Origin of the sequence: Streptomyces glaucus (assembly GCF_039533365.1) — a bacterium.
Taxonomy (GTDB): domain Bacteria; phylum Actinomycetota; class Actinomycetes; order Streptomycetales; family Streptomycetaceae; genus Streptomyces; species Streptomyces glaucus.
The window spans coordinates 25,190-37,238 of record NZ_BAAATK010000019.1 but is presented as its reverse complement, the minus strand read 5'-3'; the positions used below and the strand labels follow the sequence as shown (position 1 = coordinate 37,238).

Here is a 12,049-nt window from a genome sequence, read left to right as displayed (position 1 = left end):
GGCCTGAAGCCGTGGTCCAGTGACATCCCTCACGCCGGATCCGGGAGCTGAGCGCGCGCAATAGTAGAAACCACTATGGCGACATAGAGGATTTGTCCGGCTTGATTCGGGCGGGACGAGGCCGGACCCGCCGGCGTCCGCCCCCTCCCCTCCTCCCGCCCACCCCCGGCAGGAAAAGGCCCTTCTGACAGGGCGACAGGAATCCGCGAAGGCCTCGGACGCCGGACCAGCACACCCCCACGGCCCTGGCAAGGACCGGCCGGGTCTACGAGGCGAGGTAGTACGCCGGTCCTTTGTGCTCCTTGTGGAGCCGTCCTAACAATGACGGTCCGCGGACCCCCTCCGCCGTTCAGGAGGCGGGGTCCGCACAGAGCCAGCCGCGCACGAGGCGCTCGGCGACTACCGAGTGAGGTCACGCATGGGGAAGCACCGCAAGAACCGGCATTACCGGCGAATAGTCATCGCCGCCGTCGCCATGGGCGCGGTGGGCGTGCCGACCGTCGCCCTGGCCTGCGCCGACTGGCAGGGCAGCGAGGGGGGCCGGTTCCACAACGCCAGGGGCGACGCGGCCACGGGCGGATGGAACGACGCCGACCGGGGTCACGGCCGGAACGGCGGCGAGGACAGCGGGCCCGGCTCCGCGGCGTCGAAGACGCCGAGCGCCTCCGCCGGCGCTCGGCGCCCCACTGCGCCGAAGCCCGGAAGCACCGCGCCCTCCAGCGCCCCGAAGGCCACCCCCGGCACTCCGAAGGCCAGCCCTTCCACGACCCCCGGCACCCCGAAGGCCACCCCTTCCACGACCCCCGGCACTCCCAAGGCCACCCCCGGTACCCCGAAGGCCACCCCCTCCACGGCCCCCGGCACTCCGAAGGCCACTCCTTCCACGACCCCCGCGTCGCCGGAAGCGCCGGCGGGCACCGCCACGGCGTCCGGGGTCACCGCTCGCATCGTCGAACTCGTCAACGCCGAACGGAAGAAGGTCGGCTGTTCCTCCGTGACCCTGGACGCGACCCTGACCAAGGCCGCGCAGGCACACAGCGAGGACATGGCGGCCCACCGGAACATGTCGCACACCGGGTCCGACGGGTCGTCCCCGGGCGACCGGATCACACGTGCCGGCTACGCCTGGAGCACCTACGGCGAGAACGTCGCCTACGGCTACGGCACCCCCGAACAGGTCATGTCGGGCTGGATGTCCAGCCCCGGCCACAAGGCCAACATCCTCAACTGCGCGTTCGAGGAGATCGGCGTCGGTCTCGCCCAGCCCGGCCACTACTGGACGCAGGACTTCGGAACCGCCCGGTAGGCGGCGGCGCCGGGGAGGCCGAGCGCCGCGTCGGTGACGTCCGCGCGGTCCCCGGCGGTCCGGGGCGTCGCGGGACGCCGGTGCCGCCCGGGGCCGGCGGGGCCTCAGACGGCGGCCCGGGGTTGCGCCGGGCCGAGCTGGTGCACGGTGGTTCCCTCGGCGTGCGGGGCGAGCAGGCCCCGCAGTTCGTCGGCCGCGGTCTTCAGGAGGGCGCCGTCACGGGTGGCCCGGAGGGTTTCGAGGACGAAGGTGACACGGGTGGAGTCCTCGGTGACGCGGGTGCGGTGGGCGTCGCGGTGGTTCCAGTGGCGGGTCAGGACGCCGGTGGTGTCCGCGTAGACGATCTCGCCGGGCTTGGGGTTCTCGACGGTGTCGGGTTCGCCGAGCGGGGTGAAGGACTCGGTGCCGTCCGCGGGGCGGATGTCGACGTCGCCGGTGACGCGGTCGAGGTCGAAGGCGCCGGCGGGCAGGCCGTGCCGGACGGAGACGACGTTGTAGGAGTCGACGGCCGGGTTGATGCGCGGCAGGGTTCCCTTCTTGGCCAGGCGGCGGCCGAGGGCGTCGACGCTGGGGCGGACGCGACGGGGGTTGGTGCCGAAGGAGCGGTAGGCGGTGTGCCAGGACTCGATGCGGGGATCGGTCTCGTCGGCGGGCCGCCAGGCGCCGGCGGCGAGCTGCTGCTCCAGGTCCTCCAGGGCGGCCGCGGTGCGGGGCCAGGGTTCGCGGCCGCGCAGGCCGGTGGCGGTGACCAGGGCGATGAGGGTGTCGGGGAAGGCGTCCGCGAGGGCGGGGGCGAGACGGAAGACGGGCATGGGCGGGGTTTCCGTTCCTGCGTCGGGATGGCTGGTCAGGGCTTCCAGGGGCCGGTGCGGTCCAGGCGGCGGCGCTGTTGCCGTGCGGTGGGCACGTCCAGGCCCTGGCCGCGTGCGGCGAGGCGGTCGGCGACGGCCGCGCGGTGCTCGACGGGTTTGTGGTCGTCGTACTTGAACTTGGCCCGCACCTCGACGACTTCCAGGCGCAGGCCGCGGATGCCGGACAGCATCCGGCCGTAGGGGGGCCGGCCGACGGCGACGGGGGCGTGGTCGCCGTCGGGCTGGAAGTGGGCGAGCTGGCGGCGCAGCAGTTCGGCCTTGGCCTCGGGGTCGTCGACGACGTGGGCGCGGCAGGTGAACTGGACGGCCGTGTAGTAGCTGGTGGGGACGCCGTCGGTGGGCGGGGCGCCGGCCTGGGCGCGCCAGGGGCCGGGGACGAAGGCGTAGTCGCCGATGACGGTGAGGACGACGTCCGGGTCGTGCTCGATCGCCTTCCAGACCGGGTTGGGCCGGGCGAGGTGGACCAGGAGGTGGTCGCCGTCGCAGGTGAAGTGGGTGGGGACGACGGCGGGGGGCCGGCCGGGCGGGCCGTTGACGCTCAGGAGCCCGAAGTCGTGGCCGTCGGCGATCCAGGTCCGCCACTCGGCTTCGTCCAGGCCGGCGTCCCAGGGGTGGATCAGCATGCGGTGCTCCTTGGTGTGCGGTGAGGCGGGGGTCTGCGGGCCCGCTCAGGCGAGGGCGAGGAGGCTGACGGCGACGGCGGCGGCGCCCAGGCCGACGAGCTGGCCGCGGTGGATGCGTTCGGCGAGCACACCGCGGGCGAGCAGGACCGTGCCGGCCGGGTAGAGGGCGGTGACCACGGCGACGACCGCGAGGTCCCCGGTGCGGGCCGCGAGCAGGAACAGCAGGTTCGCCACCGAGTCCAGCGCGCCCGCGGCCGCCGACGTCGCGTACGCGGGCCGCTCCGCGCCGAGCCTGCGGCGCATCAGTCCCGCCGCGGCCAGGGTGACGGCCGAGGAGACCGTCCGGCCGACGATCAGCGGGGCCACCCCGCTGTCGGACGGCGCCCGGTGCAGGAAGACCAGCTGAAGCGCGATGGCGGCGCCCGCGCCGAGGGCCAGCAGCAGCGCGGTCCGTGAGGGGCGTGCCGCCCCGGCGCCGTGCCCGGCGCTGACCAGCACCACCGCCGCCAGCGCGAGCGGCAGGCCGATCAGTGCGGTGCCGGTCAGGTGCTCGCCCCGCAGCAGTCCCGCGCCGACGGGCAGCGCGGCGGACACCAGCGCGGTCACGGGCGAGAGCACGTTCATCGGGCCGATCGCCAGGGTGCGGTAGAGCAGGGCGAACGCCGCGGCCGAGGCCACCCCGGACGCGGCGCCCCAGCCGAGGGCGCCGGCGCCGAACGAGGCGCCGAGCAGGGGCCACAGCATCAGCTCGACCGCGAGGCTGGCCGGGGCCGCGATCAGCACGGTGCGCAGCACATGGGCCTTGCGGGCGCCGAGGCCGCCGAGGAAGTCGGCGCACCCGTAGGCGAGTGAGCTGCCCAGGGCCAGCAGCAGAGCGATCACAGGACATCCCTTACCATCATCGGAACGACCGAACCGTACAACGCAATGACCAGCCCGTGTCAACCGAACGACCGCACGGTGCATTCCGGTGGTCCGACGGCGAGGATGGAGATCAGATGGCCGAGACAGCCGCAACCCTGCGGACGGTCGCGCACAACGTCCGGGCGGCCCGCGTCCGCGCGGGCCTGTCCCTGGACGAGCTCAGCCGGCGCGCCCAGGTCAGCAAGGGGGCTCTGGTGGGACTGGAGAAAGCCCAGGGCAACCCCAACCTGGCCACCCTGGTACGGCTGGCCGACACCCTCGGCATCTCGGTGTCCGCCCTGATGCAGGGGCCGCCCGAGGAGCGCGTCCGTGTCGTGGCCGCCGACACCGTCGCGCCCCTGTGGACCGGGGAACGGGGCGGCGAGGCCCGGCTCGTGCTGACCACCTCCGGACCCGCCCCGGTGGAGGTCTGGCGCTGGCGGCTGGAGCCGGGCGAGGAGTACCCCAGCCACCCCCACCAGGCCGGGGTCGTGGAGACCGTCAGCGTCACCGCCGGCCGCATGGTCCTGGTGGTCGACGGCGCCGAGCACACCGTCGAAGCCGGGCAGACCGCCACGTTCGACGGCGACACCCCTCACACCTACCGCGGCGCCGGCACCGGGACCTGCCACCTGATCATGACGGTCCACCTGCCCCCCGGTCCCGGCGCCTCCGCCTGACCCGCACCCCGCGCGAGCCGCCGCGACGTCCGCGCCGCGCCCGGCGCGCACGCGCGGAACCGCGGGCTCGGCCCCTCAGCCGTTCGCCAGTTCCCCGAGCAGCTTCCAGGTGCGGCGCCGGTCCGCCTCGCCCCCGAGGTCCGTCGCGGTGAACACCACCTCCGTCGCCCCGGCCTCGCGGTAGCGCCGCACCTCGGCGGCGACGGTCTCCTCGTCGCCGATGACGGCGAGGTCGGCGGCCCGGGCGCCGCCGGAGAGCCCGATGACACGCTGGTAGGAGGGGAACTGCTCGTAGAACGCGAGCTTGTCGGCGGCGGTCCGCCGCACGGCCTCGGTGTCGGCGGTGACCACGCCGGGGACGAACGCCACGATCCGCGGCGCCGGCCGGCCCGCCGCCTCCGCCGCGGCGGTGACGGCCGGGACGATGTGCTCGGCCAGGGCGCGCGGCCCGGCCAGCAGCGGGAGGATCCCGTCCGCGAGTTCGCCGGACACGCGCAGCGCCTGCGGTCCCATGGCGGCGACCAGCAGCGGCACGGGCGGTTCGGCGCCCGGGACCGCCGCCGGCAGTGGCGGGGCGGCGGTGAGCAGTTCCCCGCGGAAGTCGGCGCTGCCCGTCTCCACCAGCTGGCGCAGGGCGGTGAGGAACTCCCTCAGCAGCCGGACGGGGCGCTCGTACGGGATGCCGAAGCCGGTCTCGGTCAGGTACTTGGTGCCGAGTGCGAGCCCGAGGTGGTAGCGGCCGCCGGTGGCGGCCTGGGCCGTCTGGGCCTGGCTGGAGACCAGCAGCGGGTGGCGGCCGAAGACGGGGATCGCGGCGGTCCCGACGTGCAGCCCGGGCACCTCCCGGCCGACGATCGCGGCAAGCGTGGGGGAGTCGTACGCGAAGGTCTGCCCGAACCACGCGGAACGCAGTCCGGCCTCGTGGGCCTCCTTCGCGAGCCGCACCGCGCCGTCGATCCGGTCCTCAAGGGGGAGCGTTACTCCGATAGTCATGCACGGGGCAACCGGCACGCGCGCGGGGGGATTCCTGCTCGCGCATGACAAACTTGTGACGGCTTCGGAGCGGGCCCGCGCCTGTCTCCGGGCGCGCCGGCGACGGCCGCGACGCGCGGGCCGCTCGACGGGACCGGGGCCGCGGCCGGTGCGGCGGCCGGCCGGCGCGGCCCCGGGACCGCGGCGTCAGCAGGTCACGGTCTTCTGGTAGTGGCCGGTGACGAAGTAGTGGACCATGGTCCGGCCGTTGGGGAGGCTCTTGCACCCGCTGTCGTCCCCGCCCTTGATGATGATTTTGATGCGCATCGTCTTGCCGCACCTGTTCGTGGCGCTGGCCCACGGGTCGCCGGGGATGTTGCGGCCCCGTTCGATGCAGGCGGGGGCAGTTCCGCCCCGAGCCCCGGCCGCAGCCCGGGCTTCCGCGCCGGCGGCGGGCGCCGCCTGGGCGGAGCCCGCGGATCCGAGGAGGGTGCCGACGGCGAGAACGGCTCCGGCGGTACCGGCGGCGAGACGACGAGACGTGAACATGGTGACGGGATCCTCTCGTTGGGGCCGGCCGAGGCCGACGCGGTGTCGTCGTGACCACACTGGCCGCGGGGCGGCACCCGCGGCCAGCCACCGTCGGGGAATGACGACCACACGGGACGCCCCGCCCTTTGAGCTGCGAAGACGCGACCGTCCCGGGAGGCGCCGCGGGACGTGGCCCGGACCGGCCCGTCCGGCGCGGCGCGTCGACCGCCTCGTACAGCAGCGCGGCTCCCGTCGCCGGTGCACGAGGAAGCGCCCGTCCGCCCAGCCGGTTCTCGCGTCGCGGGCCCGGACGGGACTCCCCCGCCTGCGGGATCAGGACGCGGGCGCCCCGTACCGCCCGTCCCCGCGGCGGGGGAACGCGACGGTGATGTCGAGCCCGCCCTCCGGCCCCTGCTCGGTGACGATCCGGGCCCGGTGGGCGTCGGCGATCGCCGCGACGATCGACAGCCCCAGACCGTGGCCGTCGGCGCGCGCGGAGCGGTGGCCGAGCCGCTGGAAGGGCTGGTACAGCGACGGGATGGCCTCACGCGGGACCACCGGTCCGCTGTTCACGACCCGCACCGTGGGCGCCCCGTCCCGAAGGCCGGTGGTCACCCGGATCCAGCCGCCGTGCCGGGTGTAGCGCTGGGCGTTGCCGACCAGGTTGGTCACCAGCCGTTCCACCAGGCTGGTGCTGCCCTCGGTCGCGGCGGGGGCGAGCGCGACGTCCAGGGTGACGTCCTCGGGGCGGGTGGGCGCGAGGTCGTCGAGCACGTCGGCGACGACCTCGGCGAGGTCCAGCGGCTCGGTCCGGAAGACCCCGCTCTGGCTGCTCGCCAGGGTCAGCAGCGCCTCGATCAGCCGCTCCTGGTCCTCGCCGATGGCCAGGGTCCGCTCGCACACCGCCCGCAGGGCCCTCACGTCCGGGTCCGGGTTGCTCAACGCGACCTCGATCACCGTGCGTTGCAGGGTCAGCGGGGTGCGCAGCTCGTGCGAGGCGTTGGCGACGAAGCGTCTCTGCGCGTCGAACGCGGCGTCCAGGCGGGCGAGCAGGTCGTCGAAGGTGTCGCCGAGGTTCTTCAGCTCGTCGTCGGCGGGGCCGGGCATCGCGAGCCGCTCGTGCAGGTTGTGCGCCGAGATGCGCCGGGCCCGTTCCGTCATCACGCGCACGGGCCGCAGCACCCGCCCGGCCATCAGCCAGCCCAGCCCGCCGGAGACACCGGTCATGACGCCGAGCGCGATCCCGGACCGGGTGAGCAGTGTGCGCTGCGCCTCCTGGCGCTGGCGGTCGGCGACGTAGGAGATCTGTGCCGAGAACTCCCGCACCGCCGGGTCGCGCGAGGCGTTCATGGTGGTGATCTTGGTGCCTTTGGAGGCGGGGCTCTGCACGACCAGGAGGTAGGTGACGGCGAGCAGGGTGGCGCCCGAGACGAGGAACAGCGTCCCGTACAGCAGGGTGAGCCGGAGCCGGGCCGACCAGCGGATGCGGAACCGGCCGGCCGGTTCAGATGCGGTAGCCGACATGCGGCACCGTCTCGATCACCGGTGGGTCGCCGAGCTTGCGGCGCAGCCGGCTGATGGTCACCTTCACGGTGTTGGTGAACGGGTCGGTGGCGTCGTCCCAGGCCCGTTCGAGCAGTTCCTCCGCGGACACCACCGCGCCCCGCGCGGCCAGCAGCAGCTCCAGCACGGCCATCTCCTTGGGGGACAGGTCGAGCCGGCGTCCGCCGCGCCAGGCGGTGTGCTCGGCGGGCGACAGCGACAGGTCGCCGTGGGTGAGCACCGGGGGCACGGCGGGGTGCGCGCGCCGGGCGAGGGCGCGGATCCGCGCGACCAGCTCGGCGAAGGCGAACGGCTTGGTCAGGTAGTCGTCGGCGCCCAGGCTGAGTCCGTCGACCCGGTCGGCGACGGTGGAGGAGGCCGTGAGCATGAGGATGCGGGCCCGGCAGCCGTGCTCGATCAGCGCCCGGCAGACCTCGTCGCCGTGCACCAGCGGCAGGTCCCGGTCGAGCACGATGACGTGGTAGTCGTACACGGTGGCCTGCTCCAGCGCCTGCCGGCCGTCCAGTGCCAGGTCGATGGCCATGCCTTCCTGCCGCAGCCCGGCGGCGATCGTCTCGGCGAGTTCGAGGTGGTCGTCGACAATCAGCACTCTCATGCCGGTCAGAATGCCCCGGGCGCCGTAACAGGGGAATAACGCGTGGGGAGGGCGGAAAGAGGTGGGCGCGGTTGTTCCCCGCGTGTAACCGCGCCGGGCGTACAACTCCGTGCATGTTCTCCACACACCGTCGCGCCCTGATCGGGCGCGCGCTTCTTCCCGTATCCCTGCTGCTCACGGGCGTGCTGATCAGCGGCTGTTCCGACGAGTCCGACGCGGCCTCCGACGGCGGGGCGACCTCGGACTCCTCCGGGTCGGCGAACGGCGCGTTCGACCAGGCGCTGGAATTCGCCGAGTGCATGCGCGCGGAGGGCGTGCCCGAGTTCCCCGACCCCCAGCAGGCCGACGGCGGTGTCCGCATGGACGCGGGCGGCGTCGACACCGACTCGCCCGAGTTCCAGGGCGCCATGGAGGCCTGCCGCGACAAGGCCCCGCAGGCCGAGGGCCAGGCCCAGGGCGGTGAGCCGCTCGACCCGACGAAGGTCGCCGCCTGGGCGGAGTGCATCCGCGAGAACGGCGTGCCGAACTTCCCGGACCCCGAGATCAACGGCGGCCAGATGGCTCTCGACTTCGCCGGCGCCGGCCTCAGCATGGCCGACCCCGCCTTCCAGCAGGCCCGTTCCGCGTGCCAGGACAAGTGGCCCGGCGGCGGCATGATGATCCAGGGCGGCGGAGGCCGGTGACCACGCAGGACGAGACGGAACACCTGCCGGCCGTCGTGGAACCCGGCGGGGCCCCGGCGGTCCCGGACGACGCGGAGCGGACACCGGCCGTCGCCGAGGAGGCGGACCGGCCCGCGGTGGCCGGGGAGGCCGACCGCCCGCCGGCGGACCGGCGCAGGCGCCGCACCCGCCGCACGGCCCTCCTCGTGGCGATCGCGACGGCCGTGGCCGCCGCCGCGGGACTCGCCGCCACCGGCGCGTTCGGCGGCGACGACGGATCCGCGGCGCAGACCGCCCCCGACGGGCCGGCCGCGACGGCGAAGGTCCAGCGGATGACGCTGACCAGCACCGAGACCGTGGACGGCACCCTGGGCCACGGCGAGCCGACCGCGGTCACCCACGGTTTCGCCGCGTCCGGGCAGGGCGGGCAGAGCGGCGGCGGCCAGGACGGCGGCGAGTTCGTCACCTGGGTGCCAGGCGAGGGCGACACGCTCGAACGCGGCGACTCCGTCTACCGGGTCAACGAGCGCAAGGTGCCCCTGCTGTACGGGTCCGTCCCCCTCTACCGCACGCTGAGGCCCGGCAGCGAGGGCGCCGACGTGCGGATGCTGGAGCGCAACCTCGCCGCCCTGGGCTACGACGGCTTCAAGGCGGACGACGACTACACCTGGAGCACCGCCGAGGCGGTCCGGGAGTGGCAGGACGACCTCGACGCCGAGGAGACCGGGACCGTACGGCCCGGGGACGCGGTGGTCGCGCCGGGAGCCCGGCGGGTCGCGGAGGTGAAGGCCTCGCCCGGCACGGTCGCCGGCGGCGAGGTGCTGACCTGGACGGGCACCGAGCGGATCGTCTCCGTGGACCTGGACCCGCAGCACGAGGACCTGGTGGAGGAGGGCTCCAAGGCCACGGTCCGGCTGCCGGACGGCGGCACCGTGGAGGGCGAGGTCACCGACATCGGCACCGCGGGCGGCGGCCCGGCCGGTTCCGGGACCGGGGCCGGCGGCGAGGACCGGGGCGCGGACGAGGCGACCCTTCCGGTCCGGCTGAGGATCGAGGACCAGAAGAAGCTGGGCCGCTACCAGGCGGCGTCCGTCGACGTGATCCTGGAGGCCGGCAGCCGCCGGGACGTGCTCGCGGTGCCGGTCAACGCGCTGATGGCGCGGCCGGGCGGCGGCTACGCCCTGGAGGTCCCGAAGGCCGGGGGCGGCAGCGAGATGGTGCCGGTGGAACTGGGGATGTTCGCGGACGGCCTGGTCGAGGTGAAGGGCTCGGGCATCGAGGAGGGCATGGACGTGGGGGTGCCCAGGTGACGCCGCACGTGGTCGAGCTGACGGGCGTCTCCCAGCAGTACGGGGAGGTCGTCGCGCTGGCCGACGCGCATCTGGTGATCGGTCGCGGCGAACTCGTCGCGATCGTCGGGCCGTCCGGGTCCGGGAAGTCGACCATGCTCAACATCATGGGCACGCTGAGCCGCCCGACCTCCGGGCACGTCCGGGTCGACGGCCACGCGGTCGAGGAGCTGAGCGACCGCGAGCTGTCGGCGCTGCGCGCCGGCACGATCGGCTTCGTGTTCCAGCAGTTCCATCTCACCGCGGGCATCCCGGTGCTGGACAGCGTGGCCGACGGGCTGCTCTACAGCGGCACCCCGCGCGCCGAGCGGCGCCGGCTCGCCGAGGCGGCGCTGCGCCGGGTGGGGCTCGGGCACCGGCTGTACCACGAGCCGCACCAGCTCTCCGGCGGTGAGAAGCAGCGGGTCGCGATCGCCCGTGCGGTGCTGGGCGATCCCCCGCTGCTGCTGGCCGACGAGCCGACCGGCGCGCTCGACTCCCGGTCCGGCGCGACCGTGCTGGAGCTGCTGCACGAGCTGAACGCGGCCGGCACCACGGTCGTGGTCATCACGCACGACCGGGACGTCGCCGCGTCCCTGCCGCGCGAGGTGCGGCTCAAGGACGGGCGGATCGAGCACGACTCGGCCGCCGCCGGCCGGGAGCCGGCGGCCGTCGCCTCCGGGGCGGAGCGATGACGGGGCCCGGCCGGCCCGCGGCCGGCTCCCGGCCCCGTCCGGCCCGGATGAGCTTCGCCGACGTGCTGCGGGTGGGCGGGTACGGGCTGCGGGCCCGCCCCATGCGGGTGTTCCTGTCCGCGCTGGGCATCGCCATCGGCATCGCGGCCATGGTGGGCGTGGTGGGCATCTCCACCTCCAGCACGGAGGACCTGGACCGGCGGCTGAGCGCCCTGGGCACCAATCTGCTGTCCGTCACGCCGGGCCCGTCGCTCAGCGGCGACGCCTCCCACCTGCCGAGCGAGGCGGTGGAGATGGTGGGCAACATCCCGGACGTGGAGTCGGTGACGGCGCTCGGCAAGGTCGATGCCAAGGTCTACCGCAACGACCACATCCCCGAGGCCGAGACCAGCGGTATCGCCGTCTACGCGGCGAAGACCAACCTGCCCGGGACGACCGGCGCGAAGCTGGCCGACGGCCGCTGGCTGAACGCGGCCAACGAGCGCTACCCGTCCGTCGTGCTCGGCCCCCGCGCCGCCGAGCAGCTCGGGGTGCACCGGGCCGGACCCGACGTCCAGGTGTGGCTCGGCGACCGCTGGTTCACCGTGATCGGGCTGCTCGCGCCCAATGAGCTGACCCCGGAGCTGGACACCCAGGCGCTGGTCGGCTGGCCCTACGCGGAGGAGAAGCTCGGCTTCGACGGCTACCCGACGGTGATCCACGTACGGGCCGTGGAGGAGCGCGTCGCCGCGGTGCAGGGCATCCTCGGGGCCACCGCCAACCCGGAGAAGCCCGACGAGGTGGCCGTCTCCCGGCCGTCCGACGCGCTCGCCGCGAAGGAGGCCACGGACGACACCCTGAGCGGGCTGCTCCTCGGGCTCGGCGCGGTGGCGCTGCTGGTCGGCGGCGTCGGTGTGGCCAACACCATGGTCATCTCCGTGCTGGAGCGCCGCTCCGAGATCGGTCTGCGCCGCGCGCTGGGGGCCACCCGGGGCCAGATCCGCAACCAGTTCCTGTGCGAGTCGCAGCTGCTGTCCGTGCTCGGCGGCGTCGGCGGGGTGGCCCTGGGGATCGCGGTGACCATCGGCTACGCCTCCTACCAGGGCTGGCCGTCGGTCGTCCCGGTCTGGGCCATGGCCGGCGGCGTCGGTTCGACCCTGGTCATCGGTGCGCTGGCGGGCTTCTATCCGGCGGTGCGCGCGGCCCGGCTGCCTCCGACGGAGGCGCTGGCGACCCCCTGAACGGCCGCGCCCCGCTCACCGGTGCCCCCCGGACATCCCCCGCGGGGGGCGCCGTGCCGGGCCCGGACCCGACCGGGCCCGGGCCCTCCCCGGCCGCCG

At 74.7% G+C, this 12,049-nt stretch carries 13 protein-coding genes; 6 read left to right on the top strand and 7 right to left on the bottom strand.

Annotated features, from left to right (window positions below):
* Positions 1-418: 418 nt before the first annotated feature.
* A complete protein-coding gene (locus ABD363_RS16305; protein WP_344604032.1) occupies positions 419-1,306 on the top strand; it encodes a CAP domain-containing protein in 888 nt (295 codons plus the stop codon).
* Positions 1,307-1,410: 104 nt separating this feature from the next.
* Here the strand turns inward: ABD363_RS16305 and ABD363_RS16300 are convergent, their stop codons facing one another.
* From ABD363_RS16300 to ABD363_RS16290, 3 genes are read right to left on the bottom strand one after another with little or no spacing between them, the layout of a single operon-like run.
* Positions 1,411-2,118 carry a B3/B4 domain-containing protein gene (locus tag ABD363_RS16300; RefSeq protein WP_344604030.1) on the bottom strand — a complete coding sequence of 236 codons (708 nt, stop codon included), beginning with the start codon at positions 2,116-2,118 and terminating at the stop codon, positions 1,411-1,413.
* A gap of 35 nt (positions 2,119-2,153) precedes the next feature.
* Entirely contained in the window at positions 2,154-2,801 is a 648-nt protein-coding gene (locus ABD363_RS16295) for an FMN-binding negative transcriptional regulator (RefSeq protein ID WP_344604028.1), read from the bottom strand.
* Between the two features lie 45 nt (positions 2,802-2,846).
* A complete protein-coding gene (locus tag ABD363_RS16290) occupies positions 2,847-3,683 on the bottom strand; it encodes an EamA family transporter (RefSeq protein WP_344604026.1) in 837 nt (278 codons plus the stop codon).
* A 116-nt stretch (positions 3,684-3,799) separates the two neighbouring features.
* On the opposite strand from ABD363_RS16290, the gene ABD363_RS16285 reads away from it, so the two are divergent.
* On the top strand, positions 3,800-4,384 hold the full coding sequence (locus tag ABD363_RS16285) for a helix-turn-helix domain-containing protein (RefSeq protein ID WP_344604024.1): 585 nt from the start codon (positions 3,800-3,802) through the stop codon (positions 4,382-4,384).
* 75 nt (positions 4,385-4,459) lie between these two features.
* On the opposite strand, the gene ABD363_RS16280 is transcribed toward ABD363_RS16285, so the two are convergent.
* The 4 genes from ABD363_RS16280 to ABD363_RS16265 all read right to left on the bottom strand — a co-directional run bounded on the left by ABD363_RS16280 (position 4,460) and on the right by ABD363_RS16265 (position 8,045).
* On the bottom strand, positions 4,460-5,377 hold the full coding sequence (locus ABD363_RS16280; protein ID WP_344604022.1) for a TIGR03564 family F420-dependent LLM class oxidoreductase: 918 nt from the start codon (positions 5,375-5,377) through the stop codon (positions 4,460-4,462).
* 186 nt (positions 5,378-5,563) lie between these two features.
* The gene (locus ABD363_RS16275; protein WP_344604020.1) at positions 5,564-5,905 is read right to left on the bottom strand and encodes a hypothetical protein; all 342 of its coding nucleotides are present in this window, start codon (positions 5,903-5,905) and stop codon (positions 5,564-5,566) included.
* A gap of 315 nt (positions 5,906-6,220) precedes the next feature.
* Positions 6,221-7,411, bottom strand: coding sequence for a sensor histidine kinase (locus tag ABD363_RS16270; protein ID WP_344604019.1), 1,191 nt, complete (start codon positions 7,409-7,411; stop codon positions 6,221-6,223).
* Positions 7,392-8,045, bottom strand: coding sequence for a response regulator transcription factor (locus ABD363_RS16265; RefSeq protein WP_344604017.1), 654 nt, complete (start codon positions 8,043-8,045; stop codon positions 7,392-7,394). Before ABD363_RS16265 ends, ABD363_RS16270 begins: the two co-directional genes overlap by 20 nt.
* A gap of 113 nt (positions 8,046-8,158) precedes the next feature.
* On the opposite strand from ABD363_RS16265, the gene ABD363_RS16260 reads away from it, so the two are divergent.
* From ABD363_RS16260 to ABD363_RS16245, 4 genes are read left to right on the top strand one after another with little or no spacing between them, the layout of a single operon-like run.
* Positions 8,159-8,728: a hypothetical protein gene (locus ABD363_RS16260; RefSeq protein WP_344604015.1), complete on the top strand. Its 570-nt coding sequence runs from the start codon at positions 8,159-8,161 to the stop codon at positions 8,726-8,728.
* Positions 8,725-10,017 (top strand): peptidoglycan-binding protein, encoded by a 1,293-nt coding sequence (locus ABD363_RS16255; RefSeq protein ID WP_344604013.1) that lies wholly within the window; start codon positions 8,725-8,727, stop codon positions 10,015-10,017. Before ABD363_RS16260 ends, ABD363_RS16255 begins: the two co-directional genes overlap by 4 nt.
* Positions 10,014-10,730: an ABC transporter ATP-binding protein gene (locus ABD363_RS16250; protein ID WP_344604011.1), complete on the top strand. Its 717-nt coding sequence runs from the start codon at positions 10,014-10,016 to the stop codon at positions 10,728-10,730. The genes ABD363_RS16255 and ABD363_RS16250 overlap by 4 nt, the downstream gene beginning before the upstream one ends.
* Entirely contained in the window at positions 10,727-11,950 is a 1,224-nt protein-coding gene (locus ABD363_RS16245; RefSeq protein ID WP_425577990.1) for an ABC transporter permease, read from the top strand. Before ABD363_RS16250 ends, ABD363_RS16245 begins: the two co-directional genes overlap by 4 nt.
* The last annotated feature ends 99 nt before the right edge of the window (positions 11,951-12,049 follow it).